Below are 26,636 nucleotides of genomic sequence, written 5' to 3'. Positions count from 1 at the left end.
GATTCATCCGAGAATACGGTGCCGCGCCCGAATGCGGCAGCCGATGAGACCGTCGGTAGCGCGGTCGCGGCCGGTGCGGGGTCGGCGGCAAACCTGTGGCATCGAGGGCGGGCTCGGATCGATAATCGGGGTGCGCGGCAGCCCGGCGAGCCGGCGCCTAGGCGTACGGCTCGACGGTGAGCACGTACTCGAGCCTCGTGAGTCGCTCGGCTGTCTCCAGCGACGATGTGATGACCAATCGGTTGGCGCCGCCGTCCTCGACGACTTCCGCGCCGGATCTCCGCAGCCAGTCGAAGAACTCCGAACGGATTGCCGTGAGAACGGTGTCGTCGCCGAGGTCACCCGGAGTCAGGAGGACGAGGTATCGGCGGTCTTGCGCTGGCATGCGGCTCTCCTTCGATCATCCCGGGGACTCGATCGGATCAGGGCGGCGGACCCTTTCACCGGCGAACTGCCGCCCTCGGATGCCTCGGCGGAGTCACGAAGTCCGCATGTTACGCGGATACTCGCTCGCCGGATCGCACGCGCGGCCGATCGACCCGGCAGCGCTCGGAACCGATTCCGTCCGGCGAGCCGGAAGTGCCGCACGTCGGGGACGAACGACCTGTCCGGCGTAGATCCGCGCAGTAGATCAGCGCGAAGACCCGTCGGCCACCGCCCGGCGGGCCGCGCTGACCGCACGCTTGGCAATGGCCCAGCGGTGCACTTCCGAAGGCCCGTCGTAGATGCGGAAGGGCCGTACTTCGCGGGAGAGGCGCGCCAGCGGGAGGTCGTCGGAAACACCGAGCCCGCCGCACAACTGAATGCTGCGGTCGACGATGCGGAAGATCGCCTCGGCGGCGAAGGTCTTCGCGATCGAGGTGGCGTTGCCCGCGTGCTCTCCGTTGTCGAGTTCCCAGCAGGCGCGTACCAGCAGTGCGCGGGTCGCGGCGATGTCGATCTCGTTGTCGGCGATCATCTTCTGCGCCATGCCCAGATCGCCGATCCGGGAACCGAAGCCTTCACGCTGGGCGACCCGCTCGACGGCGATGTCGTGGCCTCTGCGCGCCGCTCCCAGCCAGCGCATGACGTGCGTCATGCGAGCCGGACCCAATCGCACCTGGGCGTATTCGAAGCCGCGGTCGACAGCGCCGAGCACCGCCTCGTCGGGGACGAACATGTCCTCGAAGAAGACTTCGCAGTGTCCGCCGATCATGGCGCGGTCCAGCGTGGTGATATGCCTGCCCACGCGCAGGCCCGGGGTGTCGGCGGGCGCCAGGAACATCGTGGCCCCGCCCCGCTGTCCCGGTTCGCCGGACGTGCGGGCCATCACGATGAAGAAGCCGGCCCCGTCGGCGCCGGTGATGAAGTGCTTGTGGCCGTTGATCCGCCAGCCGCCGTCGACGGGGACGGCCCTGGTGACCAGCGCCGCCGGGTCGGAACCGGCTCCGGGCGCAGGCTCGGTCATCGCGAAGGCCGAGCGCACCTCGCCGCGGGCGAGCGGTTCCAGGTAGCGCGACTTCTGCTCCGGGTCGGCGATGTGGGCGAGCATGTGGACGTTGCCCTCGTCCGGCGCCGCGATGTTGAGCGCCGTCGGGCCGAACAGCGAGTAGCCCGCCTCCTCGAACACCGGCGCGCGATCCGACATCGACAGGCCGTGGCCGCCGTACTCGACGGGCGCGTGCGGCGCGAAGACCCCGGCCTCGCGCGCGAGCTTGTTCAGCGTGACGCGCAGTCCGTCGCCGCCCGCGGCGGTGATGTCGCCGAGGTGCTCGTCTTCGATCGGCAGCACCGTCTCCCGCACGAACGCCCGGGTGCGGTCGATCAGCGCCCGAACTTCGTCGGAATAGGTCAGTTCGATCGGCATCGCGCATCCCTCCTCGACATGCAGCGCCTCGTCCGCGGACCGAACGATCGCTCTGTCTGAACACTGTTCCACTGGGCAGGTGCGGTGTCAAAGAGCGCGATTCATGCGAGTTTCCGGCGCGGGTGGTTGATGTCTTTTGTTCAGCTATTCTGAACAACATGCGATACGAGGCTGTGGCGCCGCACGAGGCGATCCGGCACGCGCGCCGCGCCGCGGGTCTGTCGCTACGCGAAGTGGCCCGCCGTCTCGAGGTGAGTCCGGCGACGCTCAGCGCCGTGGAGACGGGAAAGACCGGAATCTCGATCGCCCGGCTCACTCGCTTGTCCGATGTGCTGGGCGTGCCGGTCGCTCATTTGCTCGGCGGCACCTCTCCCGCGGCGCGCCCGAGCTCCGACCGGGCCGATTCCGAGCGGGATGAGCAGGGTGACTGGCGCGAGTTCGCCCCGCTGGACGTCGACCCGGTGCTGGCCGCCGCCCTCGCGTCGTTCGTAGAGATCGGCTACCACGGCACGACCGTGCGCGCCATCGCCCGGCGGGCTGGTACCAGCGTTCCCGGCCTCTACCACCATTATCGCGACAAGCACGACCTGCTGGTCCGCATCCTCGATCTGACCATGGACGAACTGCACTGGCGAGTGCGCGCCGCCCGCGCCGAAGGCCGCGACAGCATCCACCGGGTGCGTCTGATCGTCGAAGCGCTGGCCTTGTTCCACACCCACCGCCGCGACCTCGGTTTCATCGGCGCCAGCGAGATGCGCAGCCTTTCTCCGGGGGAACGCGCGCGCATCGCCCGCTCCCGCCGCGATATCCAAGCCCTCCTGGACGACGCGATCGCCGAGGCTCATGCCGAGGGCCGCATCGCCAATTCCCAGGTTCGGGCGGCAGGTCGTGCCATAGCCACCATGTGTACCGCCATCCCCCAGTGGTTTCGCGAGTCGGGCCCGGCGACGCCGGAGGAAGTGGCCGCGCAATACGGGGATTTCGCCCTGGGTGTGCTCGGGGTCGATCCGGTGCGTTAGCCGCATATTCGCGGCTTCGCCCCGTCCTTCGCCGGTGGCCGAACAACACCCCGGCGAACAGTCCCACCTTGGTGGTGATCGGCATACCCCTTGGGGATCGGAGCCCAGCACTCGGGGGCCTGATGGCGGCGGCGCATACGGCGGAAAGTAGGACGAGTACCGCCAGTGAACCGGAGCAGCCCATGTCGACTCTCAGCACAATCGCCGCCACGGAGGAACGGCGTGCCACGGTGTGGACCGAGGACGGCGCGGCGCTCGCGGTTCGCGAATACGGCCCGAGAGACGCGGACCTCACCGTCGTCCTGCTGCACGGACATTGCCTGCGCAGCGAGTCCTGGACCTACGTCCGCGACGAGCTGCTGCGCCGCTACGCAGGCGCTCGGATCGTCTGCTATGACCACCGCGGCCACGGCGAGTCCGCCGCCGCGCCCCGGCGGACCTACAACATCGACCAGCTCGGCCGGGACCTGCGCGAAGTTCTCGATGTCGTCGCCCCGACCGGGCCGGTCGTCCTCGTCGGCCACTCGATGGGTGGTATGACCGCGCTGACCTACGCCGGTCAGAATCCGCACGAGATCGGCACCCGCGTCGTCGGAGTCGCCCTTCTCGCGACCGCCTCGGGCGGTCTCACCGACGCTGGGTTCGGCCGTCTGCTGCGCAGCCCGGTCGTCTCCGCGTTCCAGGCGGCCGTCCGACTCGCGCCGGGGGCGATGCACCACGCGAAGCTGCTGGCCTGTCAGCTGTTCGCCCCGCTCGTCCGTACCGCGGAATTCGGTGATCGCAAGGTGAGCCCGCGGGTGCTCGCCCTCGCCAACGCGATGCGCAACGAGACGCCGATCGTCACGATGGCGAGCTTCTTGAGCGACCTCATGGTCTACGACCGGACCGAGGCTCTCGGGCTTCTGTCCCGGATTCCGACGCTGGTGCTGTGCGGTGGCGCCGACTTGATGACGCCCCCGTCGCATTCCGTCGCGATGGCCGCCGCGGTCGAGTACTCGGACTTCGTGATCGTCGAGAGCGCCGGACACTCGGTGATCCTGGAGCAGCCCGGGCTGGTAGCGGAGGCCGTCGCGCGCCTGATGACGCGCGCGGGCGAGGCCGCCGACCTCACCTACGTCGCGTAGCGGCCGGAAACCTCACAGGTATCGCTGGCGGAGTTTGCCCTTGACCAGCTTCCCGGTGGGGGTCCTGGGCAGATCGTCGGCGAAGTCGAAACTGCGCGGCACCTTGTAGTGGGCGATGCGGTCGCGCAGATAATCGCGCAGCTCCGTGGCCAAGGCGGGGCCGGGCTCGGCGCCGGGGGCCGGTTGGACTACGGCCTTGACCGATTCGCCCATCTCCTGGTCGGGCACGCCGATCACCGCCACGTCGAGCACCTTCGGGTGCAGGGCGAGGGCGTCCTCGACCTCCTGCGGGTAGATGTTCACGCCGCCGGAGATGATCATGAAAGCCTTGCGGTCGGTGAGGAACAGGTAGCCCTCCTCGTCGACGTAGCCGATGTCGCCGGTGGTGGTCCAGGTCGGGTGGTCCGGGTGGACCGCTTCGGCGGTCTTAGCTGGGTCGTTGTGATAGGCGAAGGGGGCCTCATCGCGTTCGAAGTAGACGGTGCCGATCGCGCCGGTGGGCAGCTCCGCGCCGTCGTCGCCGCACACCCGGATGGTGCCGAGACCGGCCGTGCCGACCGAGCCGGGCTTGCGCAACCACTGCTCGGTGTCGATGAAGGTAGCGCCGTTTGCCTCCGTCGAGGCGTAATACTCGTGCAGGATCGGGCCCCACCAGTCGATCATGGCCCGCTTCACGTCGACGGGACACGGAGCGGCCGCGTGCACGGCGACCCGCAGGCTGGACACGTCGTAGCGGGCGCGGACGGCCTCGTCGAGCTTCAGCATCCGGACGAACATGGTCGGCACCCATTGGCTGTGGGTCACGCGGTAGCGCTCGATGGCCGCCAATGCCTGCTCGGCGTCGAACTTCTCCATGATCACCAGCGTTCCGCCGAGCGCGTGGACCACGCCGCCGAAACGCAGCGGCGCCGCGTGATAGAGCGGGGCCGGGGAGAGGTAGACGGTCTCGGTGTCGAATCCGTAGAGGGGGCCGAAGATCGCGGTGTAGGTGTCACCGGGCGCGTCACCGACCTGCCGTTCGGGCAAGGGTTGTTTGATGCCCTTGGGTCGTCCGGTGGTGCCCGAGGAATACAGCATGTCCGCGCCGCGCGGCTGGTCCGGGAGTGGCTCGGGCGTCGCCGCGGCCTTCGCCTCCTCGTAGGACTTGTATCCCGGCACCGGGCCACCGAAGGCGAGGCGGAGCTCGACCGCGGGAGTCTCCGGGACGATCTGCTCGGCGGCGTCGGCGAGACCGGCCGATACGATCAGCGCCCTGGCTCCGCAGTCGTTGACGATGTAGCTGGTCTCGCTGGGCGACAGATGCCGGTTGACCGCGGTGATGTAAAGCCCGGTTCGCAATGCCGCCCAATACACCTCGTAGATCTTCGGGTCGTTGCCGGACAGCAGCGCGACGTGATCGCCCTTGCGCAGCCCCGCGTCGTACAGGTGCCGGGCCAGTCGAACCGAGTTCTCCTCGAGCTCCCGATAAGTCAGCGCTTCACCGGTCTCGGCGACGACAACAGCCGGTTTTTCTGGGAATCGGTCGACGTGTGCGCCGGGGTACATGCGGCTCCTCGGTGGAACGGAGCGGTCGGTGTCCGACCGCCCGGGCCTGCGCGGGACGTCCGGATTCACGGCCGTGCCGGCATCCCTGGCGTCCCGCAGAGCGGTTGCTCTGCCACCGACGATAGCTGAAAGTAAACGGTGGTTCTGGTCTATTCATCGGAATTCGCCCGGGCGCGCTCAGCGCCGGTCGCCGCGGGTGCGATGGGCTGCCCGCACGGCCGGACACGCTCGCTCGCGGGAGGGACACCGGGGCAGCCGCCTGCCCGTCGATCAGGACATGTGCCACGCTCACCCGCGTGCCTCGCTCGAGCCGCACGCCGGCGCGGCTGCGCGGGCGAACTCGGCTCCACCCGAGGAACCCGCGCCGGGATCGAGCAGACGACGTGCCGATGCACCCTGAAGGGTGCGGTTCTCGGGATCCGCGATCGCGGCATGGACGAGGATTCCCCTGGACGTTACTGGTAGTTCACCGTTTCCGCCGTCGGCTGCGTTTACGATCGCGTCATCGAGGGGAAGGTGGCGAATTGCCGTATCGCCGCACATCAGTGCTTGCCGTAATAATTTTCACGCTCTGTGGTCTGCTGTCGGGTTGCGGGGAGGATCGCAAGTCCGGACCTGTCCGTGCGTACAACGCCGATGCGAGGGTGCTGAACATCGTGGCGGGCTCCGAGCACGACGCGGTATTCGAGCAGGTCGTGCAGCCGTGGTGCCGGGACCAGAAGCTGACCTGCACCATGACCCGCCTGGGATCGGTGGATCAAGCTCGGCTGCTGGAGTCCGGCGACGCGCCATACGACGGATTCTGGTTCGCCAGCAGCGTTTTCCAGCAATTGGGTGATACCGCACACCGCCTGCAGCAAGTGCAACCCATGTTCAGCACGCCACTGGTATTCGCAGGTCCGCGTAGCGAGTTGGACGCGCTGGGATTCACCGGGCGGGAGGTGGGCGTCGAGGAGATCCTGGCGGCGGTCGAGGCAAAGAAAACCACGACGTGGATGACGAATCCGACCCAGTCCAATTCCGGCGCGACCGTGCTGCTGGGTTTCCTCAACTACTTCGCAGGCAACGATCCCGGTGTGCCGCTGACCCGGCCGCAACTCGATTCGGAGCAGGTTCGTGCCGGGATAACGCGTCTGACACGGGCTTTCGGGAAGACGCCGCCGTCCACCGGGCTGCTCATGGACGAATGCCTGGCCGCACCGCAACAGTGCAAAACGATGTTCACGTACGAGGATCTGGTGATCGAGCGCAACCAGCAATTGGTGCGGGCGGGTAAGGAACCCCTGTACGCCATCTACCCCAAGGGCGCACTCGCGATCTCGGACGCGCCGCTGGGATTCCTGCCGCACGGCGACAATCCGGAGAAGCTCGCGAATTTCCGCGAACTACAAGACTTCTTGCTTTCGGCGGATACCCAGCAGCGGCTGGTGCAGTTGGGGCGGCGGCCGATCACCAGCATCGGGCTGTCGCTGCCGGGCGCACCGCGTGTGGTCTTCGATCCAGCCTGGGGCATCCGCGCGACGATCACCGAACAGCCGATCACGTATCCGGCCGCTCCGGTCATCGACGCCGCGCTGGAGAACTACCAGACCGTCTACCGCACTCCCACCGACCTGGTCTACTGCATCGATGCCTCCGGCAGCATGGCCGACAACGGCGGCTGGGACGGGGTGCAGCGGGCCGTGGACCTGCTGTTCGATCCGGTGCAATCGAAGAAGTACCTGCTCCAGATCGGTCCGCACGACCGCACGGCGGTGCTGCTGTTCAACCAGACCACGGCCCCCGCGCGATGGACCAGCGGCAATGCGGCGCCGGACCTGCGGAGCCTGCGCGACGCCGTTCGCGCCCGCAAGCCGGGCGGCAACACCGGCATCTACCGCTGCCTCGACGCCGCCGCCGACCAGTTCACCGGTGCGGCCGATCCGGAACGAAAACGTCTCGTCATCCTCATGACCGACGGCGCCGACACCGAAGGCGGCCGAGGCCTCGACGACATCGCCCGCACCGGAGTCCCGGTGGTGGTCATCGGATTCGGCTCCGCGGTGCAACAGGACACGCTCCGGACGATCGCCGAGCGCACCGGCGGGTCGTATATCACCACCGATGACATGGTCGCGGCGTTGCGCCAGGCCACCGGTTACCGGTAGGAGGGGCCGGTGCCGAGTAATGCCGCCGTGATCGCGGCGCTGGTCGTGCTCGTTCCCACTTTCCTCGGTCTGTACGCCGTGCTCGGATCGCCGGTCGGCGCGGCGCTGGTCGCGGTCGGCGTGGCCGTGCTCACCGGCCTCGCCGGGCAATCGGTCGCTGTCGTCACTCGGCGCGGTCGCCTGACACGGCGCGTATCGGAGACCAACCGCCGGGTGGCGACACTGGCCGCGCGCGTCACGGATGCCGACACACGCGTTGCCCTGCTGCGAGCCTGTGGCACCATCCCACGCCTGCTCGATCGCACCGAGACCGTCGATCCGGCAAGCCTTTCCATGACCTCGCGCAAGCTGCTGGACTACCTGGTCAGTGTGGAATCGGCGCTGCGGCGGTACGTCGAGATCCAGGACCACCGGTCGGCCTATCGTGATGCCGAGGCGCTGCTGATCCGCAGCCGACGCACACTCGCCGGTTTCGAGGCTTTCGCCGCGCACAGCGCCGAACAAATCGGCGAGGCCGATCTGGCGTCCTTCTTCCGGGACCTGGCCCACCTGGAACTCCTGAATCCTTTGCAGCTTCCCCCGAGTGAGGAGCGATGAACAGATCCCGCCTCCCCGTCCTCATCGCGATCGTGGTCGCCGTGACCGCCATCGCCGTTGGCGTCGTGGTGATCCGCGACTCGAACGACACTCCGGCCGCAGTCCAGCAGCTCACCTGCTCGGGCGGATCGGAGAAATCGTCGCTCATGGCCGACGGCGAAGTCCGTGCCGTCCTGCGCGACCGGTACGGACTCGAGGTGCGCTTCGACAAACGCGGTTCCTATGACCTGGCGCAGATACCCACCGAGCAGCTGCGCAATCAGAAGATCGACTGCCTGTGGCCGTCTTCGGCGAGTGCGCGCAGCGTCTTCGAGACATCGCACGACACCGCCACCTTCCCGGACTACCGCGCCGAATCGGTGCTCGAGACGCCGGAAGTGATCTACGCGGGCGCGGCCGCGACCGACGCGCTGGTTCGCGCGGGCATCGTGGCGCGGCGCGACAACACCTACTACATCGTCGATTTCAAGCGCTTGCTGCTCGACTTCGTATTGCCCAAGCAGAGGTGGACCGCGCTCGGCGCGCCCGACCTCGCCGGTCCCATCCGGATCGCCAGCACGGATCCGAAGTCCTCGAATTCCGGATTCACGCTGCTGCAACTGGAACTGACGGTCATCGCCTCGGGCGATGTGTTCCAGCCGCCGACAGTCAGCGAGGCCAGGTCGGGACTGCCCGCCGTGCGCGGCCTCTACGACGCGCAGGGTCTGCAGTCCGACAGTTCCGACGGCGGTTTCCGGGAATGGCTCATCCAAGGAGCGGCCTCGTTGTACGCCGGATACGAGAACCAGATCCTGCAACAGCTGGTCGGCTACCGCGACAACGGCCCCGCCACCGAGGCGCTGCTGGCGAACGCCAGGCTGCTGTATCCGGACCCGACGATCTTCAACAGCAATCCGATCCTCGCCCTCACCGCTCCGGCGCATCGGTTGATCACGGCGCTCCAGGATCCGAAGATCCAGTCGATCGCCTGGCAGCGTTACGGTTTCCGCTCCGCCACCCAGCTCGGCGCCGCGCACGCCGCCGACTTCGCGCAGATCCCGTTGGCCACCCAGCCGCGCTCCACGACGCCCCCGCGGGCCGACATCACTCAGCTCCTGCTCGCCTGCGTCCGCGACAGCCAGTGCTCTTGAGCAAGGTTATTCCACCCGAAGTGGGCAATACGGTCCATGGAGAGGTGAGAACCATGAGTTTGTTCCGAAATGCTGACAGATACCGATGGCGCCGCACCGGCGGAGTGCGGCGCAGCCGGTGGCGGACCGGGTACGGAAGCGGATGGCGCAACCGGTATGGCGACCGGTGGCGGCGGCGCGAGCGTCGGGGGACGGGCAGGTATGCGAGATCCGGCGGATTGCGTGGGGCCGCGCGCTTCGGCTTCATCGCACGCGGGATCGCCTACATCGTCATCGGCATTCTCGCCTTCATGCTGGCCGTCGGCACCGCGCAGCACGAGCCGACCGCGGGCGGTGCGCTGGCGGCGCTCGCCGGTAAGCCGCTGGGCTATCTGCTGCTGTGGATTCTGGTTTTCGGATTCGCGGCTCTGGCCGCCTGGCGGCTGGCGCAGGCCGCCGCCGCGCCCGCGACGAGTTCGAACGGGCCCCGGCTGCGCGCCTTGGGCCTCGGAATCCTTTATGCCATAGCGTTCTTCGTCGTTCTCAGGTTCGTCGTGGCCGGCCGGACACCGCAGCCGAGTGATGCATTCGCACGCGATGTGACCGCCCGGATACTCGGCTGGAGCGGCGGCCAAGTGGTCGTCTTGCTCCTCGGCTTGGCCATCCTGGCCGGGGGCGTCCTGATAACCTTGCGCGGGATTCGGCTGGGCTTCCTCGACGATCTGCGAATGGGCTGGATGACCCGCGCTTCGCGGGAGGCCGTGATATGGCTGGGCCGGATCGGCTATCTGGCGCGGGGCGTCATCGTCATCGGCATCGGACTCGCCGCGGTGGTGGCGGCCGCGAACTACGAACCGGCGAACGCCAAAGGGGTCGACGCCGTTCTGCATGATTTCGCCGACAGCGCCTTGGGCCCTTGGCTGCTCATCGCTGTGGCCCTCGGGCTGATGGCGTTCGGGATACTGTCGTTCCTCCAAGCGCGATACCGGCGCACCTATGGCGGTGTTCCGGTCTGAGTCCGATCACGGCCGGGCCGACCACCTGTTGTCGCGCTCGTCGGCGTCCGACGGCCCGAATGCGGGATGCGGTTCGCAGAGCCGCCGATACCGGCCGTCGGTCAGCCTCGTGTGTCCGCCGTCGGCTCGGACCGGTCGGACGGCCCCTTGATCTCGATGATCGGTAACCGGAGCGCGGCCGGAGCGTCGGCCGGGACCACGGGGTTGCGCGGCGGCACGGGGGCGATGCGCCGGTAGGGCGCGCCCGGCTCGGGACGCGGATCCGGCTCGCCCTTGTTCGGCCAGAGGGCGGTGGCGCGCTCGGCCTGCGCGGTGATCGTGAGCGAAGGGTTCACCCCGAGATTGGCCGAGATGGTCGAACCGTCGATGACATGCAGTCCCCGGTACCCGTGCATCCGGTGGTAGGGATCGACCACCCCGGCGTCCGAGGAGTCGCCGATGACGCAGCCGCCGATGAAATGCCCGGTCATCGGGATGTCGAACAGAGCGCTCCAACCGGCGCCCGGGATGCCGTCGATCTTGTCGGCGACCCGGTGGGCCACCTCGTGCCCCGCCGGAAGCCAGGCCGGATTCGGTTCGCCCACACCTTGTCTGGTGGTCATCTTGCGACCGAACAGACCGCGTTTGGTGTAGGTGGTGATGGAGTTGTCGACCGACTGCATCACCAGCAGCCCGATCATCTGTTCCGACCAGCCGCGCGGATTCTGGATGTGGAAGGCGTCGCGTCCGAGCTTGCGCATGGTTCGTGCCCACAGGCGTAGCTTCGATGTCCGCCCATCGGGGTCGATCATGGCGGTGCCGATGAGGCCGATGGCGTTACTGCCCTTGCCGTAGCGCACCGGCTCGATGTGGGTGTCTTCGTCCGGGTGGATCGAGGAGGTGATCGCCACCCCCTTGGTGAAGTCGGAGTCCTTGCGGCGGCTGCGTATCGAGAGCAGCTCCTCGGAGTTCGTGCGGGAGAGTTCACCCAGACGCGGGGAGATGTCCGGCAGAGAACCGCGGTCGCGGAGCCGGTGCAGCAGTCTCTGGGTGCCCAGCGCGGCCGCGGCGAAGACGACCTGCTCGGCGGTGAACCTGCGGCGCGCCCTGCGGACCCAGCGTCCGGTGCGGACGGTGGAGATCTCGTAGCCGCCGCCGGGCAGCGGACGCACATCGGTCACCGTGGTGAGCGGATGGACCGTCGCACCGGCCAGCTCCGCGAGGTAGAGATAGTTCTTGACCAGGGTGTTCTTGGCGTTGTGGCGGCAGCCGGTCATGCACTCGCCGCAGTGCGTGCAGGTGTTGCGGGCGGGGCCCGCGCCGCCGAAGAACGGGTCGGGCACATCCTGACCGGGCCGCGCGCCGTTGCCGCCGAACAGGACGCCGACGGGGGTGCTGCGGTAGGTCGAGCCGACGCCCATCTCCTCGGCGATCTCGGCCAGCACGCGGTCCGACGGCGTGGTCGCGGGGTTGGTCGTCACGCCCAGCATCCGCTTGGCCTGGTCGTAGTGCGGAGCGAGTTCGTCCTTCCAGTCGGTGATGTGGGCCCACTGGCGGTCGCGGTAGAACTTGTCCGGCGGTTCGTAGAGGGTGTTCGCGTACACCAGCGAGCCGCCGCCGACGCCCGCGCCCGCCATGATGAAGGTGTCCTTCAGCAGCGTCAGCCGCTGGATGCCGAAGCAACCAAGGGCCGGGGCCCACAGGTACTTCTTCGCGTCCCAGGAGGTCGTGGCGAACTCGTCGTCGGCGAAACGCCGTCCCGCCTCGAGCACGCCGACCCGGTAGCCCTTCTCGGTGAGCCGCAGCGCGGTCACACTGCCGCCGAACCCGGAACCGACGACCACCAAGTCGTAGTCGAACGTCATCTTATCTCCACCACTTGTCGAAAGTTGTTGCCGCAGAGAGGGTCGCGTCAAGAGACGCGCCTCGGGTCGTAGTCGGCGAAGTCGACCTTGCGCGTATGCCACCGATAGCTGGTGACGGTGCCCGGCCAGTTGTTGGTGATTCGCCCGGCCGCGTTGCGATACCAGCTCGAGCAGAAGTTCCACGGTGTGCGGTCGAGCCGCTGCTGCAGCCTGCGATCGAACCGGGCCTCGACATCGGGGCGCACTTCGAGCACGTGGCCGGGCCGCTCGGCGAGACGCTGGACGGCCTGGCGGATATAGCGGGCCTGGGATTCGATCATGTAGACGATCGAACCGACGCCGAGGTTGGTGTTGGGGCCGTAGACGAGGAACAGGTTCGGGTAACCGGGAACCGTGATGCCTCGGTAGGCCCGGGCCCCCTGCGACCACTCGTCGGCCAGCTTGCGGCCGCCCCGGCCGGAGATCCGCATCGGCCAAAGGAATTCGGTGCCCTTGAAGCCCGTGCCGTAGACCACCGCGTCCACCTCGTGCAGCGCGCCGTCGGCGGTGCGCACGCCCTCCGGGGTGATCTCGGCGATCGCGGTGGTCTCCACCGTCACGTTGGAGCGGGTGAGCGCGGGCAGGTAGTCGTTGGAGAACAGCGCTCGCTTGCAGCCGGCCGGATAGTCGGGGGTCAGCGCGGCCCGCAGGTCCGGGTCCGCCACCTGGCGCTTCAGCTGCCGCAGGCCGATCCGCGTCACCAGCTTGCGGATGACCGGCACGTCGACGATGCCCAGCGCGAGGAACTCGCAGAACAGCCAGAACGCGAACCGCTCGGTCAGGCGGGTGATCGGCAGCAGCCGGAAGGCGCGATGATGCCAGGCTTTGTACTCGACGTCCGGTTTCGGCATGATCCACGCGGCCGAACGCTGGAACAGCGTCAACTGCGCCACCGAGGGCGCGATCGCGGGCACGAACTGGACCGCGCTCGCGCCGGTGCCGATGACCGCCACCCGCTTGCCGGTCAGGTCGGCTTCGTGATCCCACTCGGCGGAGTGGAAGGCCGTGCCGCGGAAGGTCTCCACGCCGGGGATGTTCGGCAGCGCGGGCCGCGAGAGTTGCCCGACCGCGGAGATCAGCACATCGCAGGTCAGCTCGACCCCGTCGGCGGTGCGCACGGTCCACCGTCCGGTCGCGTCGTCGAACTCGGCCTCGGTGACCTCGGCGCGGAAGCGGATCTTGGGCAGCAGATCGTGCTCGCGAGCGATCCCGCGCAGGTAGGCGAGGATGTCCGGCTGCCGGGAGAACCGCTTCGGCCAGTCGGTGCGCGGCGCGTAGGAGTAGGAATACAGCGGCGAGGGGATGTCGCAGCCCGCGCCGGGGTAGGTGTTCTCCCGCCAGACGCCGCCGACGTCCTCGGCCCGCTCCAGGATCTGGAAATCGTGCAGGCCCGCACGCTGGAGTTCCATCGCCATGCCGAGCCCCCCGAAACCGGTGCCGATGATGACGATCGAAGGTGTGCTCATGACGACAACGCTATGACCTGGACAAAGACCGATGCCAAACACCTGAGGTCAGAAAATCCATACTTTCGGCCAAATATCGCAGCGCCTTCATCGCCCCGCCTAATCGCCCCGCCTATTGGAAGGAGCTCACGTTGTTCACCTGGTTCGCCTGCGTGTACCCGCTCAGCACGTACTCGCAGCTGAAACCGCCGGAACTGTCCCAGGTGATCGGGGTCGACTCGGTGCCGACATCGGTGATCCACAGGATGTAGATCTCGTGCCCCGCCTCGTACTCGGAGCTGGTCTGTCCGGGGGCGAGAATGAACAGCGATTTGGGCTGGTCCCATTCCTGCCGGTAGACCGAAACGTACACGTCCGTGTCGTTGTACAGCTTGTACCAGCCGGGCGAACTCTTCTGGGCGGGCGGCTGCTCGGTAGGTGCGGACAAAGACACGATCTTCCGCTTGGCTCCCATGCCGGTATCGGTCATCGGTCGTCTCCCTTCAGGTCGTGCGCTCGACAGCAATCGATGGCGCGAACCTCGTTCGCCCGGTGCAGCATATGAATTCGCGGCCGCGCGTTCCCTCACCTCTTTCGGATGAATTACTCCCGCATCGAGGAGCGGAGACGGCGATCTGGATACAGCTGCGGGAATCCGCTCCGATGTGGAGCCGTTTCTGCTGTACTTGCTGTCTGCGATTCGCCTTGGACGACGACTACGAGATCAGCGCAGCGTCACGGGCGGTGTCGAGCCCGGTAGCGGTGCGCTCACACAGTGAGGACGAGACCATGGCCGAAAAGACTGCCACGACTTACCAGATCATCAACTACGAGACGGGCCAAGCACTCGCGGTCGACGGCACCGCGGACAGCGTGACCATGCGCCAGCGTGCCGCCGACGACGACGCGCAGCTGTGGACCTGTCCGGCCAACCCCGAAGAGGGCGATTTCGACATCGTCAACAAGAAAACGGGCGGCCATCTCGCGGCGATCCGTGCGAATGGGCACCTGGTGTGCAGCGAGGAGCATTACGGCTGGGACCTGCCGGATTTCCCGGAGATTTCTCCGATCGCGACCAGCGACGACGAATTCGTCATCGGGGTGATCGTGAACAATCGACCGCAGCTGTTGATCAACCGGGAAAGCGACCGGGAGAAGTGGATTTTCCGGAAGGTGTGAGCGTTCGCGGATCGGCTGCCGCCTGCTACTTCGATGCGAGACCGAACCGTTCGGCGAATTCCGACATCTTGTCGTGCTGTTCTTCGGCGCTCGCCGTGGTCAGGTTGACCACGATCCGGGTCACGCCGTGTTCTTCGAGTTGCCCGACCTGCTCGGCCGACAGATCGGCCGAGCCCCAGCGCGTGTACTCCAAGGCGGCCGGGTCACGGCCCGCTTCCGCGGCCGCCTTGCGCGCCACCTCGATCTGCAGATCGCGCTCGGCCTCCTCCAGCATTCCGCCCGCGAAGTAGCCGTTGCCGCGCAGTCCGGCGCGGCGGGCGGCAGCCCGGCTCGATCCGCCCACGTGGATCGGAAGTCCGGCCACCTCGAGCGGCTTCGGGTAACTGCAGAGAGCGTCGAAGTCGAAGAACTCGCCGTGATAGCCGACGCCGTCGGGACCGCCCGACCACAGCAGGCGCAGCACGTCGATCGCCTCGTCGGCGCGGCGGCCGCGGGTGTGGAAGTCCACCCCCACCGCCTGCGCCTCGCCGGGCAGGGCCCCGATTCCGACGGTGAGCAGCCGCATGCGGCCCTTGGACAAGACATCGATGGTGGCCAGGCGCTTGGCGAGCACCACGGGGTGGCGATACGGCAGCAACAGGACACCGGTGCCCAGCAGCAGTCGTCGCGTGGCCGCGGCGACGAAACCCAGACAGTCGAGTGGATCGAAGTAGGGCAGTGTCGCGGGCAGTTCTCCAGCGCCGTAGGACGCGCCGGGGTACAACGCGATGTGATCCTGCACGTACAGGGCCTCGAAACCACATTCCTCGGCATGCTGGGCAAACCTGATGAGCCGATCGGGGTCGGTCCCGTTGAACGGCGTGCTGTAGCTGATCGCGAATTTCACAGACATCCCTTCGTATGCGCGTCGGCGCGAATCCAGCGGCGGAGCATCTCGGATGGAGAGCGGAGCCGGTGTGAGCCCGCATCGCCGTACTCGCGATCTCCGCACCACACCGGCGTCGTCACGGTAAACCTTGCCGTCGATGTCAAGGCAAGTCGAGCATGGCGGGATCAAACCAGGTGCCGGTCGGCTACCTTCGCGATCTCGTCGAGGGCGTGCAGTGTTTCCGATTCCGGAAGGGTCGGCAGGCCGAAGAGCAACCGCTGCACTCCGGCCTCGGCATAGCCCTCGATCAGGGCAGGATCCGTCGCGACGAATGCGACCGTGACCGGCAGGTCGTGCCCGTGGAGCCGGGACAGCTGAGCGGGGATTTCGGCGGGATCGGTCACAGCGGCAGGGATCCAGCCGACACCGTGGCGGATCGCGCGTTCGGCCGCTGCCTCCGCGCCGCCGAGGAAGATCGGCGGATGCGGCTGCTGCACGGGTTTCGGCCAGGCGTACATCGGCTCGAAATCCAGGAACCGGCCGTGGAATTCGGCGAGTTCGTCGGTCCAGATCGCCCGGATGGCGGCGAGTTGCTCGTCCAGCAGTGCGCCGCGGGTGCGTGGATCGGTGCCGTGATCGGCCATCTCCTCGCGATTCCAGCCCGTGCCGACGCCGAAGACGAAGCGTCCGCCGGAGATCAGGTCGAGCGTCGCGACCTCCTTGGCGGTGTGGATGACGTCGCGCTGGATCAGCAGGGTCACGCCGGTTCCGAGGATCAGCCGCTCGGTGACGGCCGCGACGGCGGCGAGCGCGACGAACGGATCCACCGCGCGGTAGTACGGCCGCGGCAGCTCGCCGCCGCCCGGGGCGGGGGACCTGCGGCTCGCGGGGATATGGGAGTGCTCGGCCAAGAACATCGACTCGAACCCCCGCTCCTCCAGTGCCACACCGAGTTTCGGACCGCTGATGCCTTCGTCGGTGACGAAGGTGGTGATGCCTATCTTCATGAGCCCTATGCTCGAACCTTCACATCTATGTGATGGTCAACCCGGGTCGGTATGAGGTGGAACACATATGCGTATCGGAGAATTGTCCGAGCGAACCGGCACGTCTCGGCGATTGCTGCGCTACTACGAAGAGCAGGGCTTGATCGCGGCGCAGCGCTGTGGCAACGGTTATCGCACCTACGACGAGCGTTTGGTGGACCGCGTTCGCCAGATCCGGGGACTGCTCGACGCCGGCCTGCCCACCCGCATCATCAAACAGATCCTGCCCTGCCTCGACCAGCCTTGCTCCATCATGTTCGACGAGGCGACGCCGGAAATGCTCACCCTGCTCGAGGACGAACTGACCCGCATGTCCCGGCGCATCGACTGCCTCACCCGCAACCGGGAGGCCATCGCCGAATACCTCGACGCCGTGCGTACCCATACGAGTCGCCAACAGCGGCGGCGGGATCTGCATCTGACCGAATCCTGAGTCGCCGAGGCGTATTCGGACCACTTATGCGGGCCGGACGCATGGCGACGGAGGCGCCCGCCACGGCGCCGCATTGCTCCGCTCGACTCGTCCGCCGCAGCCCGTCCGCCGCAACCCGTCGTCCAGCAGCATCGGTCCTCGAAAGTCATGCAGCGTCAGGGGTCGCGCAACGTCGCCATCCGGGCCTGCCGTGCGGAACTGATCCACTGCGGTAGTCGGTCCTGCTACTGAGTGTCGATCCGCGGCAGGCGGATTGCATCCGGGTCAGCGGGCGGCCGCGAGCGCCGCGAGGGTTTCGGCCGATGTGTACGCCGGTTTCCAGCCGAGATGCTGCTTCGCGCGGTTGGTGTCCATGACGACGGGGGTGCGCACGATGTGCAGCCACTCGAGGGTGGCGGGCACGAAGGGGAGATAGGTGAGGGCCGTCGAGGTCGCCGTGGCGGCGAAGGCGGGGACGCGCACCGGTCTGCCGCCCAGCGCGGTCACCACGTCGGACAGGCTGAGGGTGCCGTCGCCCGCGATGTTGTACGCGCCGGGCGGAGCGTCCGCGGTGGCGGCCAGTGCGATGGCGGTGGCCACGTCGTCGTGGTGGACGAGTTGCAGGGGGTGTCCAGGGTCGGGAACGATCGGCTTGAACAGCGGATTCGCGCGGGCCAGAGCGCGCAGCGGGCCGGGAAGTTTCGCCCACGGCAGGTCGTGCAGGGCCGGTGCCTTCGGACCCGCCACGATGCACGGCCGCAGCACGAACACCTCGAGGTCGGAGCCCGCCGTGATCTCGGTGAGCGCGGCTTCGCAGGCGGCCTTCTGCTGGGAGTAGTAGTGCTCGGTCGAGCCCTCGGGCGGCACGTCCTCGGTGAGGGGCGAAGGATTGTCCAGGTGGTAGCCGTAGGCGGCGACCGAGGAGGTGTAGACGAGGCGGCGGGCTCGTTCGGCGGCCACCGTCGCCTCGAAGACGTTGCGGGTGCCCTCGAGATTGACGCGTGCGCTGTCCTGCCGCGAGCCCATGATCACGAATGCCAGGTGGATCACCACCTCTGCGTCGGCGACCAAGTCGTCCACGGCGGCCCGGTCGAGGATGTCGCCGCGCCGGTACTCGGTCTTCGTCCAGCCGTGCGCGGCGGGGTCGAAGGGGCGGCGGGCCATGCCGAGGATCCGGCCCACCGCCGGGTCGCGTTCGAGTGTGGTGACAGCGGAGATGCCGATCTCGCCGGTCGGTCCGGTGACGGCGACGGTAATACCCATGGAGCATGAATTCCCCTGCCACCATGGGCGAAACGGTGCTCAGTCGGGCGGCTCCACCGCGCCCGCCTCCTCGTTGCGGTCTTCGTCCCGCGGGGTTTCGTAGGTTTCGAGGTCCAGGTCGTCGGGGTGGGAGGTATCGGTCTGGTCGCCCAGTTCGGGTGCCTTCTTGTTTCCGGGTTCGGTCACGTCCGTGGCCTACCCACCGATGTCGTCTTCACGCGCGGTGCGGTATCGGAATCCGCCCGAAAGCTTCGGGTCGCCGTACGGCCGGCGCCGAGGAAGCGCATCCTCTCCGCACACCACCAGCGCGGTGCCGTCGATCCCGAGCAAGCATCGCGCGCGGCCCGAGGTGTCACAGGGTGAGTAGGACCTTCGTGGCGCGGCGCTGGTCCATCGCGCGGTAGCCTTCGGCGGCTTCGTCGAGGGGCAGGGTGCGGTCGAAGACCTCGCCGGGATGGATGTCGCCGCGGAGGATGAGGTCGATCAATTCGGGCAGGAAGCGGCGCACAGGCGCGGGTCCGCCGTGCAGGTGCACACCGGAGAAGAACAGTTCCATGCCGTCGAGCGCGACATCGTGGCTCACCCCGACATAACCGACGTGTCCGCCGGGGCGCGTCGACCGGATGGCCTGTTCCATCGATTCCTGGGTCCCGACGGCTTCGACGACCGAGTGCGCGCCCAGGCCGCCGGTGAGTTCCTTGATCCGGGCCACACCGGCGTCACCGCGCTCGGCGACGATATCGGTGGCGCCGAACTTGCGGGCCAAAGCCTGGCGGTCGGCGTGGCGGCTCATGACGACGACGCGGTCCGCGCCCAGCTGCCCGGCGGCCAGCACGGCCAGCAACCCGACCGCGCCGTCCCCGACGACCGCGACGGTCTTGCCGGGACCCGCCTCGGCGGCCACGGCGGCGAACCACCCGGTGCCGAGCACGTCGGACGCCGCGAGCAGGTGCGGGATCTGCTCGGGCGTGGGGGTGGCGGGGACCACGACGAGGGTGCCGTCGGCCAGCGGGATCCGGGCTTGCTCGGCCTGGGTGCCGATCATGCCGATCGGTACGTTGTGCACGCAGCGGCTCTGATAGCCGGCGCGGCAGATCTCGCAGGTGTTGTCGGAGGCGAAGAAGGAACCGACGACGAAGTCGCCGACTTTCAGGGTGCTCACTTCCGGCCCGATCTCGGTGACCACGCCGATGTATTCGTGGCCCATCGGGGTGGGTCCCCTCAGCTTCTCGATGCCGCGGTAGGGCCACAGGTCCGACCCGCAGATACAGGTCGCGGCGATGCGGATGACCGCGTCGGTGGGCTCCACGATCCTCGGGTCCTCCCGCTGCTCGACGCGCACGTCACCGGGGGCGTGCATGACGACTCCGCGCATGATTCGGTCCTCCTTCACAAACGATGTCCGTTGTCGATCGGCTCGGCGCCGGGATACCGCTGACGGCTCGGCTCACACCTCGGCGACCAGATGCCGTTGTCGAAGTGGGAATGCCCGGTCGACCCCCGATCGGGCCGGTCTCCCGCCGGGCCGAACGTCGTGTCCCCGGACTGCGCCGCTCCGAAGTGGCCGCGCCGGCCGGGGCGACCTCGCCCGGCGCCGCCGATGCCGTCCCGACCTCCAGCCGGCCCGCGGGTCGAGCCCACTTGCCCCGGCGTGCTCGGTCCTCCTGACCGTTCGGGGCCCACTGCCGGTGTCATGATCTCGTCCGGCCGGTCCGTCGATGTCCGCCCATCGTCGCGGTCGTGCGCATGCGCCGCCGGGGCCGAAGATAGATAGGCCCCAGCCTGATCGGCGCGATTATCGCCGGATCACCGGCGCGATCCGCATATTCAGCGCTCGCAGGTGATTTCGCCGACCGCTGTTCGGGTGCGTGCGTAAGTGACGACTTCGTCCGCGTAGGCCGAGGCGTCCGGTCCCGTGGTGCACTGTTGGAAGCGGCGTATGGCCTCGTCGAGGCGCGGTCCTGGTCCGCGGTCGGCGAGGAGGACGACGATCGCTTCCCAGGTCCGGATGCCCGGATCGGGTTGGGACGACAACTCGTCGAGGTAGTGATCGGCTTCCAGCAGCCGTAGCGCTCTGCGGGCGTAGGCGTGCACGCGGCGGGGAAGTTGGCCGCGGATGGCGTCGATGTCGGATTGCAACGCCTGCTGGCCCGTCTGCGCTGGGTCGAGCCGCAGGATCCACGGCGTGGTCAGTTCATCGGACAGCGAGCGAGTGTCGATCAGGTTGGGGCCGCTGGCCGATTCCAGCGGTACATGGGGCAGGCCCAGTCGTGTGTTGCGCCAGTTGCAGTACTCCCACCACGGGGTGGGGGTGGCCTTCAAGGTCAGCCCGAAGCCGAGGACCTGTTGTCCGTCGGTCCATGTGCGGGTCACGCGGGTACGGCCGACGGACGCGACGCCGCGCGCCTCGACTCGTGTCCAGGTGGGCTCGACGCCATGGAACCCGTACGGCTGTAGCAGTTTTCCTGTTTCGCGCAGAAGGCGGCGCAGTGCCGTATCGGGGTTGACCATGCCCGGCAGATTAATCGCGACATCCGACACGACGGCAGCCCACCGGGACTGCCCTCGGTATGAACCGCCCTAGAGGGCGCGTGAGCCGATTGTGGTCGGTCACAGCATTTACGCATACTACCGGCTGGTAATGAGAGGCGTCACACGCCGGTGGCGGTCCAGGAGTTAGCTGGTCTCCAGATGGGTGAAACGCGTTGGCGGGCAGCGTAAAAACGTCGTTACGTGACTGCGTGTTCCGGCCGCGATGCGGTAAGGGGAGTTCGCGTGTTAAATACCGATAGGTCGGTATTTATTCCCGTTTGTCCAGTGGATGAATGCCACATGAACTGCACAGTTTCCAAAAGCGGGCACTTTATTGTGTCGAGCGGTGGCAGGTGACGTAAATCCACCGCGCTCGCCCGCTGTCAAATCGTCTGGGACAGTGCGTTTCCCGGCCTGGTTCCCGTGGTGCGTGGCTTTGTTTCCGGAAACATAGTCGGGGAAGTTGTCTGAAAAATTGCCTTCCGGCGAAACATGCTTTTCTGCAACGGGTTCCGGATTGCAGCCCGCATAGTGCGGGTGTACAGATTGTGAGAACGCGGGACGGTGTCGTGGCACGCCGCACGGGTAAGACGAGCGGCGAGAATCGGCAGTCCCGTTCGCGGATATCGGAGGGCAAGTGGGCGCGGAATCTGCGGGTGCGAAAACCCGCGATGAACTGTGTATATCCGGTTTCGAACGGCCCGAGGGCCGTCGATCGGCACAGATGTTCCGCGCCGGTGGAAAGGTCTGGCGCGCGATGAAGGAGGCGCTGAATGAATGAATTCGATGCCCTGACCGAACGAGTTCTCACGATGTTCTCGCGTGGTCTGCACGTGGTCGAAATAGCACCGGACACGCCGTTGCTGGATTATGGCTTGGACTCGGTTCGGTCGGTGGAGTTGGTGATCGAGCTGGAGCGGGAGTTCGGCATCGCGATCTCCGACGAGGAGGCGGCCATGCTGCATACCGCGCGCGATGTGATCGCGTGCGTTGCGGCGAAGACGACTCGTATGCGGCACACCCGGGCCGAGGCGCGCGCGTGACCACGGGCGCGGGGTGGCAGGAACAATTGCCGCGCACCGGATCCGACTCGTTCGGCGATTTCGCCGACTACAACCGACCCGGCCTGGCCGGATTGCTGCGAGCCTGCCACCTGGACGTGATGTACACCGCCGCGGAGGGCGACCATCTCGTCCGCGCGGACGGGACCCGGGTGCTGGATCTCGTCGGCGGTTTCGGCGCGGCACTGTTCGGTCACAACCATCCGGCGCTGGTACGTGCCGCGACCGCGACATTGAACCAGCAGGTGCCATTCGTGGCGCAGGGCAGTGTCCGGCCCGGCGCCGCGCGGTTGGCGCGGCGGCTGTCCGAGTCGGTCGGTGCGTCTACCGGCCGGGAGTACGTGGTGACATTGGGTTCCACCGGAGCCGACGCGGTCGAGGCGGCGATCCGGCACGCCGCGGTCGCGCACGCGCGCGCCCTGAGCGAACTGGACGCCGAGCTACGGCGGACGCTGCGCCGGCTGCGCCGCGACCGCCTGCACGATGTGCGCCCATCCGCGCCCGCCGGGGACGCCGAGCCGCGGACCGCCGCGGTCGTGCTCACCGAATCGCTGGGCCGGATCGCGCGGCTGCGTGAGCGCGGACCGGTGTTCGTCTCGCTCGCGGGCGCGTTCCACGGAAAGAGCGCCGGCGCCTTCGCGCTGACCGAACAGGCCGATACCCCGGCCGACCTGGTGGTGCCCGGCCCGCCGCGGTGGCGGCTCGACACCTGGGCGCCGGACGAGGTGGCGGACGCGTTCGCCGACGAGCTGTGCACCGTGGGTGTCATCGGCTTCGGCGCCGACGGCGCGCCCGTGCGGACGTGGCGGCGGTTGTCGCCCGTCGCGGCGGTGTTCGCCGAGCCCGTCCAAGGCGAAGGCGGTGTGCGGGAGGTTCCCGCCGAGACCCTGCGCGCCTTGCGGGAACTCGCGGATCGGCACGCCGCGGCGCTGGTCTTCGACGAGATCCAGTGCGGCATGGGCCGGACCGGCACGTTCCTGGCGTCGGCTCCCTCGGGTGTGCGCGCGGACTACTACCTGATGTCGAAATCGCTCGGCGGCGGACTGGTGAAGATCGCCGCGCTGCTGGTGGACCGCGCGCATGCCGTGTCCGACTTCGGTCGCTACCACACCTCCACCTTCGCCGACGACGAGCTGTCGGCGACGGTCGCCGACGCGGCACTGGACCTGTTGCGCGACAACCAACTCCGGATCAGCGATGCGGGAGCGCGATTGCGGTCGCAGTTGGACGAGGTGGCCCGCCGCTGGCCGCGAGAGATCGTGGCGGTGCGTGGGCGCGGGCTCCTGCAGGGCGTGCAGCTGCGGGCGCCGGAGCCGGAATCGGCGCTGCTGCGCGAGATCTGCGCGCCCGACATGTTCGGCTACGTGGTCGCCGGATACCTCCTGCACCGGCACGCGATCCGCATGCTGCCCACCCTCTCGGCACCGACCACCCTGCGCGTCCAGCCCTCGGCGTTCGTCACCCAAGGCGACATGGCGCGGCTGGCGGCGGCGCTGGACGACGTCGCGGCGCTGCTGCACCGTGGGCGATACGACGTGCTGCTGGCGCACCTGGCCGCTCCCGTCACCACGAAGCCCACGGTGACGGAGCGGGCTCCGTTGCCACGGCGCGCCGATATCCCGCCGGCGCGCGACCCGCACGCGCCGACCAAGGTGGCGTTCCTGGCGAACCTGCCCGAGACGGCCGACCTGCGCAGGCTCGCCCCCGAGCTGGAATGCTGGAGCGACTCGGAATTCGCCGCCTTGCTCGAACGTCTGCGCCCCGTCGCCGATCCCTTCGAACTGACCAGGCGGACGATCTCCTCGCCCACCGGCGCCGAGACCGAGATGATGGTGTTCGCGCTGCCGCTGACCGCCGAACAGATCGTGGCGCATCAGCGTGCCGGCGAGCGGACCCACGTGCGCGAACTGGTGTGGCACGCGGTAGAGCAGGCGATCGCGGCCGGAGCCACGGTGATCGGGCTCGGCGGCTACACCTCGATCGTCACCGATGCCGCACGCGAGGTGACAGAGGACACCGTTACGGTCACCTCCGGCAATTCGCTCACCGCGGCCTGCGCCTACGAGGTGCTCAGCGCCGAACTGGCCGCGCTGCCGTCGGGGCAGCGGCGGGTCGGCATCCTCGGCGCACTCGGCAACATCGGCTCGGTCATGGCCGAACTGCTCGCTCCGCTGGCCGATTCGCTGGTCCTGGTGGGCAGGCCGGGCGCGGGGACGCGCTTGCGCCGGGTGGCCGCCGGACTGCCCGGCGAGGTGGTCGTGAGCGAGGACCTGGCCGCACTGCGTGACTGCCGGGTAGTCGTGACCGCCACCAACTCGGCGCAGCCGCTGATCACCGCGCGACATCTCGCCGCGCACCACCCGGTGCTCGTCTGCGATCTGGCCGTACCTGGCGACGTGGACCCGGCGGTCGCCGAGCATCCGCATCTCACCCTGGTCGACGGCGGCCGCATGGCGCTGCCGCTCGGCCAGACCCCGTCCCTACCCGAAACCGGGTTGCCCGCCGGAATCGTCTACGCGTGCATGGCCGAGACGCTGCTGCTCGGCTTCGAGCCGCGCACCGCGAGCCCGTCCTACGGCGCGCTCACCGTGGCCGGTGTCCGCGCGGCACGAAGTCTGGCCGCGCGCCACGACCTGCGCCCGGTTCTGCTGCCGACAGGAGCCACCACCGTGATCACTCCGACTACCGCGTCCGCCCCGATGTTCCTGGGGGCGGCCGACTTCGCCCCCGCTCGGGCGGGCGGCAAGGCCGCCACTCTGCACGAGTTGCTGACCGACGGATTCGCCGTCCCAGCCGGTTTCGTCGTGCCCGCTGATCTGGACCTCGACGGCGTCGGCGACGACGATCTGTCCGGCTGGGTGCGGGCCATCGGCGGGTTCCCGGTGGCCGTGCGCTCCAGTGGCGTCCTCGAGGATCTCGACGACGCCAGCTTCGCGGGCCAGTACGAGTCCTATCTGGACGTCGCGGACGCGGACGCGCTGCGGACGCACATCGAACGGTGCCGCGCCTCGGTACGCAACGAGCGGGTGCGGGCGTATCTGTCCCGCCGCGGCATGGCCGACGCCGAGGCGACGGTGGCCGTCCTGGTGCAGCGCATGGTCGAGGCACGTTGCGCCGGAGTCGGTTTCAGCATCGATGTGCTCACCGGCATCGAGGAGCACGCGGTGCTGGAGGCCTGTCACGGCGTGGGCGAGCGATTGGTCTCCGGGCAGGTCACCCCCACTCGCTACACACTGCGGCTGTCCGACGGCGGCGTGGTCGCGCGCGAGGCTGGCGAGGAGGACGTCCGTCTCGACGGCGCCGACACCGAAGCACTGGCGGCGCTATTGCTGGCGGTGCAGGCCCGCAGGCATCGGCCGCAGGACATCGAATGGGCGATCGATGGCGACGGCGCACTCTGGCTGCTGCAGTCGCGAGCGGTCACCGCGATCAGCTGGCGCACCGACATCGACCAGTTCTCCGATGCGGACCTGCGCGACGGCGGCGTCTCGGCCCGGGTGTGCACACCCATGATGTTCTCGCTGTACGACAACGCCTTCCAGTACTCGATGCAGCGGTTCTTCGAGGGGCTGGGCCTGGCCGCGGCGGGCGAAGAGCCGGACTGGATGGCGATGTACTACGGCCGGGCCTACTGGAACGTGAGCGCGGTGAAGCAGTGCTTCCAGCGCATACCCGGCTTCGACGAACAGCACTTCGACGACGACCTGGGCGTCCTCAACGAGTACGGCCCCGAGGGGCCGATCCGCACGCCGAACACGCCGCTGACCATCGCCCGCGCGCTGCCCGTCGCGCTGGCGGTGCAGCGCAGCTATCGCGAACAGCTCGCCGCCGTCGACGCGTTCGCCGCGGGCTGGCCCGCCAAGTACGCGGCGTGGCGCGAGCGGGTGCGCGCGCTGCCCCGGACCGACCAGGCGACCTTCGCCGCCGACCTCGCCGACTGCCTGCTCACCCTGCACGCGACGACCGAGCGCACCTACTTCACGACGATCTATCACAACTCGAGCGTGCAGACCGACTTCAAACAACTGCTGGACAAGGTCGACGCGGCCACCGGCGCGACCAGCTCCGCCATCGACCTGATGGGTGGTCTCGCCGAGATCAGCCACATGGCGCTGCAACGCGGAATCGTCGAATTACACCGTGTCGCACAAGAATTCGGCATGGACAGCCCGGAGTGGGAGGTGGCGCTCGCGGCCTTCCTCGCCGAGCAGGGCTTCCACGCCGACGCCGAACTCGACCTCACCTGCCCGCGCTGGTCGGAGGACCCGCAGCGGGTGCGATCAATGATCGCGGTGATGCTCGAACACGGCACCGCGCCTGCCGACCCGGCGGCCACGCTGGTGGAGCAGCGCAAGCGCTACGAGTCCGAATCGGCGGCGGTCCGAGCCCGGGTTCGGGCTCGTCCGACGACACGGGTGCGCTACGCCAAGGCGCTGGACAAGCAGATCGAGCGGATGCGCCGCTACCTCGTGGCCAGGGAACGGATGCGGGAATTCTCGTCGCAGTGCTACGCCGTCGTGCGCGCCTACGTGGTGGAGGCCGGC

Annotated in this window: 22 protein-coding genes; 10 read left to right on the top strand and 12 right to left on the bottom strand. The window is 68.2% G+C overall.

Annotation, left to right across the window (positions count from 1 at the left end; translation table 11 throughout):
- Positions 1-157: 157 nt before the first annotated feature.
- Together ACWESM_RS00110 and ACWESM_RS00105 are read right to left on the bottom strand one after the other, a co-directional pair.
- Positions 158-385 carry a hypothetical protein gene (locus tag ACWESM_RS00110; protein WP_355070658.1) on the bottom strand — a complete coding sequence of 76 codons (228 nt, stop codon included), beginning with the start codon at positions 383-385 and terminating at the stop codon, positions 158-160.
- A gap of 246 nt (positions 386-631) precedes the next feature.
- Positions 632-1,846 carry an acyl-CoA dehydrogenase family protein gene (locus tag ACWESM_RS00105; protein WP_452490501.1) on the bottom strand — a complete coding sequence of 405 codons (1,215 nt, stop codon included), beginning with the start codon at positions 1,844-1,846 and terminating at the stop codon, positions 632-634.
- A 158-nt stretch (positions 1,847-2,004) separates the two neighbouring features.
- On the opposite strand from ACWESM_RS00105, the gene ACWESM_RS00100 reads away from it, so the two are divergent.
- Entirely contained in the window at positions 2,005-2,865 is an 861-nt protein-coding gene (locus tag ACWESM_RS00100; protein ID WP_452490499.1) for a TetR family transcriptional regulator, read from the top strand.
- A 182-nt stretch (positions 2,866-3,047) separates the two neighbouring features.
- Positions 3,048-3,989, top strand: coding sequence for an alpha/beta fold hydrolase (locus ACWESM_RS00095; protein ID WP_355070664.1), 942 nt, complete (start codon positions 3,048-3,050; stop codon positions 3,987-3,989).
- 12 nt (positions 3,990-4,001) lie between these two features.
- Here ACWESM_RS00095 and ACWESM_RS00090 read toward each other — a convergent pair whose 3' ends face one another.
- A complete protein-coding gene (locus tag ACWESM_RS00090; RefSeq protein ID WP_397275835.1) occupies positions 4,002-5,534 on the bottom strand; it encodes an acyl-CoA synthetase in 1,533 nt (510 codons plus the stop codon).
- A 524-nt stretch (positions 5,535-6,058) separates the two neighbouring features.
- Between ACWESM_RS00090 and ACWESM_RS00085 the strand changes: the two genes are divergently transcribed.
- From ACWESM_RS00085 to ACWESM_RS00070, 4 genes are read left to right on the top strand one after another with little or no spacing between them, the layout of a single operon-like run.
- Positions 6,059-7,681, top strand: a complete 1,623-nt coding sequence (locus ACWESM_RS00085) for a VWA domain-containing protein (RefSeq protein WP_452490497.1) — start codon at positions 6,059-6,061, stop codon at positions 7,679-7,681.
- A gap of 9 nt (positions 7,682-7,690) precedes the next feature.
- Positions 7,691-8,278: a hypothetical protein gene (locus ACWESM_RS00080; protein WP_452490495.1), complete on the top strand. Its 588-nt coding sequence runs from the start codon at positions 7,691-7,693 to the stop codon at positions 8,276-8,278.
- Positions 8,275-9,408, top strand: coding sequence for a hypothetical protein (locus ACWESM_RS00075; protein ID WP_364425783.1), 1,134 nt, complete (start codon positions 8,275-8,277; stop codon positions 9,406-9,408). Before ACWESM_RS00080 ends, ACWESM_RS00075 begins: the two co-directional genes overlap by 4 nt.
- A 53-nt stretch (positions 9,409-9,461) precedes the next feature.
- Positions 9,462-10,403 carry a DUF1206 domain-containing protein gene (locus tag ACWESM_RS00070; protein WP_452490493.1) on the top strand — a complete coding sequence of 314 codons (942 nt, stop codon included), beginning with the start codon at positions 9,462-9,464 and terminating at the stop codon, positions 10,401-10,403.
- Positions 10,404-10,504: 101 nt separating this feature from the next.
- Here the strand turns inward: ACWESM_RS00070 and ACWESM_RS00065 are convergent, their stop codons facing one another.
- From ACWESM_RS00065 to ACWESM_RS00055, 3 genes are all read right to left on the bottom strand, one after another.
- Positions 10,505-12,247, bottom strand: coding sequence for an FAD-dependent oxidoreductase (locus ACWESM_RS00065; protein WP_452490491.1), 1,743 nt, complete (start codon positions 12,245-12,247; stop codon positions 10,505-10,507).
- A gap of 47 nt (positions 12,248-12,294) precedes the next feature.
- A complete protein-coding gene (locus ACWESM_RS00060) occupies positions 12,295-13,752 on the bottom strand; it encodes a flavin-containing monooxygenase (RefSeq protein ID WP_355070676.1) in 1,458 nt (485 codons plus the stop codon).
- A 112-nt stretch (positions 13,753-13,864) separates the two neighbouring features.
- Positions 13,865-14,221: a hypothetical protein gene (locus tag ACWESM_RS00055; RefSeq protein ID WP_355070678.1), complete on the bottom strand. Its 357-nt coding sequence runs from the start codon at positions 14,219-14,221 to the stop codon at positions 13,865-13,867.
- A 299-nt stretch (positions 14,222-14,520) separates the two neighbouring features.
- On the opposite strand from ACWESM_RS00055, the gene ACWESM_RS00050 reads away from it, so the two are divergent.
- A complete protein-coding gene (locus tag ACWESM_RS00050) occupies positions 14,521-14,910 on the top strand; it encodes an RICIN domain-containing protein (RefSeq protein WP_364425776.1) in 390 nt (129 codons plus the stop codon).
- Between the two features lie 25 nt (positions 14,911-14,935).
- Here the strand turns inward: ACWESM_RS00050 and ACWESM_RS00045 are convergent, their stop codons facing one another.
- Both ACWESM_RS00045 and ACWESM_RS00040 read right to left on the bottom strand, forming a co-directional pair.
- Positions 14,936-15,802, bottom strand: a complete 867-nt coding sequence (locus tag ACWESM_RS00045) for a TIGR03619 family F420-dependent LLM class oxidoreductase (RefSeq protein ID WP_364425774.1) — start codon at positions 15,800-15,802, stop codon at positions 14,936-14,938.
- A gap of 161 nt (positions 15,803-15,963) precedes the next feature.
- A complete protein-coding gene (locus ACWESM_RS00040; RefSeq protein ID WP_364425772.1) occupies positions 15,964-16,785 on the bottom strand; it encodes a TIGR03619 family F420-dependent LLM class oxidoreductase in 822 nt (273 codons plus the stop codon).
- Between the two features lie 67 nt (positions 16,786-16,852).
- Here ACWESM_RS00040 and ACWESM_RS00035 point away from each other — a divergent pair, with 67 nt between their 5' ends.
- Positions 16,853-17,257 (top strand): MerR family transcriptional regulator, encoded by a 405-nt coding sequence (locus ACWESM_RS00035; protein ID WP_364425770.1) that lies wholly within the window; start codon positions 16,853-16,855, stop codon positions 17,255-17,257.
- A 264-nt stretch (positions 17,258-17,521) separates the two neighbouring features.
- Here the strand turns inward: ACWESM_RS00035 and ACWESM_RS00030 are convergent, their stop codons facing one another.
- The 4 genes from ACWESM_RS00030 to ACWESM_RS00015 form a co-directional block, all read right to left on the bottom strand.
- Positions 17,522-18,499, bottom strand: a complete 978-nt coding sequence (locus ACWESM_RS00030) for an NAD-dependent epimerase/dehydratase family protein (protein ID WP_397275817.1) — start codon at positions 18,497-18,499, stop codon at positions 17,522-17,524.
- Positions 18,500-18,538: 39 nt separating this feature from the next.
- Positions 18,539-18,685 carry a hypothetical protein gene (locus ACWESM_RS00025; protein WP_355070689.1) on the bottom strand — a complete coding sequence of 49 codons (147 nt, stop codon included), beginning with the start codon at positions 18,683-18,685 and terminating at the stop codon, positions 18,539-18,541.
- Positions 18,686-18,851: 166 nt separating this feature from the next.
- Positions 18,852-19,874 (bottom strand): zinc-dependent alcohol dehydrogenase family protein, encoded by a 1,023-nt coding sequence (locus ACWESM_RS00020; RefSeq protein ID WP_364425767.1) that lies wholly within the window; start codon positions 19,872-19,874, stop codon positions 18,852-18,854.
- Positions 19,875-20,326: 452 nt separating this feature from the next.
- Complete coding sequence (locus tag ACWESM_RS00015; RefSeq protein ID WP_452490487.1) at positions 20,327-21,010, bottom strand: hypothetical protein; 684 nt, start codon at positions 21,008-21,010, stop codon at positions 20,327-20,329.
- 794 nt (positions 21,011-21,804) lie between these two features.
- Here ACWESM_RS00015 and ACWESM_RS00010 point away from each other — a divergent pair.
- Positions 21,805-22,074 carry an acyl carrier protein gene (locus ACWESM_RS00010; protein WP_452490485.1) on the top strand — a complete coding sequence of 90 codons (270 nt, stop codon included), beginning with the start codon at positions 21,805-21,807 and terminating at the stop codon, positions 22,072-22,074.
- Positions 22,071-26,636: aminotransferase class III-fold pyridoxal phosphate-dependent enzyme (locus ACWESM_RS00005; RefSeq protein ID WP_452490484.1), on the top strand; the 4,566-nt coding region annotated here is incomplete at its 3' end. The genes ACWESM_RS00010 and ACWESM_RS00005, both read left to right, overlap by 4 nt.

The sequence above is a fragment of the Nocardia sp. NPDC003999 genome, assembly GCF_053604885.1.
Note: the sequence above shows the minus strand (reverse complement) of the source record. Positions and strands in the feature narration are given on the sequence as shown.

Bases quoted from the DNA above. Each gene is read 5' to 3' on its own strand.
- ACWESM_RS00070 (WP_452490493.1), top strand. From the start codon at position 9,462: ATGAGTTTGTTCCGAAATGCTGACAGATACCGATGGCGCCGCACCGGC.
- ACWESM_RS00100 (WP_452490499.1), top strand. From the start codon at position 2,005: ATGCGATACGAGGCTGTGGCGCCGCACGAGGCGATCCGGCACGCGCGC.
- ACWESM_RS00075 (WP_364425783.1), top strand. From the start codon at position 8,275: ATGAACAGATCCCGCCTCCCCGTCCTCATCGCGATCGTGGTCGCCGTG.
- ACWESM_RS00055 (WP_355070678.1), bottom strand. From the start codon at position 14,221: ATGACCGATACCGGCATGGGAGCCAAGCGGAAGATCGTGTCTTTGTCC.
- ACWESM_RS00060 (WP_355070676.1), bottom strand. From the start codon at position 13,752: ATGAGCACACCTTCGATCGTCATCATCGGCACCGGTTTCGGGGGGCTC.
- ACWESM_RS00050 (WP_364425776.1), top strand. From the start codon at position 14,521: ATGGCCGAAAAGACTGCCACGACTTACCAGATCATCAACTACGAGACG.
- ACWESM_RS00065 (WP_452490491.1), bottom strand. From the start codon at position 12,247: ATGACGTTCGACTACGACTTGGTGGTCGTCGGTTCCGGGTTCGGCGGC.
- ACWESM_RS00035 (WP_364425770.1), top strand. From the start codon at position 16,853: ATGCGTATCGGAGAATTGTCCGAGCGAACCGGCACGTCTCGGCGATTG.
- ACWESM_RS00030 (WP_397275817.1), bottom strand. From the start codon at position 18,499: ATGGGTATTACCGTCGCCGTCACCGGACCGACCGGCGAGATCGGCATC.
- ACWESM_RS00010 (WP_452490485.1), top strand. From the start codon at position 21,805: ATGAATGAATTCGATGCCCTGACCGAACGAGTTCTCACGATGTTCTCG.
- ACWESM_RS00095 (WP_355070664.1), top strand. From the start codon at position 3,048: ATGTCGACTCTCAGCACAATCGCCGCCACGGAGGAACGGCGTGCCACG.
- ACWESM_RS00090 (WP_397275835.1), bottom strand. From the start codon at position 5,534: ATGTACCCCGGCGCACACGTCGACCGATTCCCAGAAAAACCGGCTGTT.
- ACWESM_RS00045 (WP_364425774.1), bottom strand. From the start codon at position 15,802: ATGTCTGTGAAATTCGCGATCAGCTACAGCACGCCGTTCAACGGGACC.
- ACWESM_RS00015 (WP_452490487.1), bottom strand. From the start codon at position 21,010: ATGGTCAACCCCGATACGGCACTGCGCCGCCTTCTGCGCGAAACAGGA.
- ACWESM_RS00105 (WP_452490501.1), bottom strand. From the start codon at position 1,846: ATGCCGATCGAACTGACCTATTCCGACGAAGTTCGGGCGCTGATCGAC.
- ACWESM_RS00020 (WP_364425767.1), bottom strand. From the start codon at position 19,874: ATGCGCGGAGTCGTCATGCACGCCCCCGGTGACGTGCGCGTCGAGCAG.
- ACWESM_RS00110 (WP_355070658.1), bottom strand. From the start codon at position 385: ATGCCAGCGCAAGACCGCCGATACCTCGTCCTCCTGACTCCGGGTGAC.
- ACWESM_RS00040 (WP_364425772.1), bottom strand. From the start codon at position 16,785: ATGAAGATAGGCATCACCACCTTCGTCACCGACGAAGGCATCAGCGGT.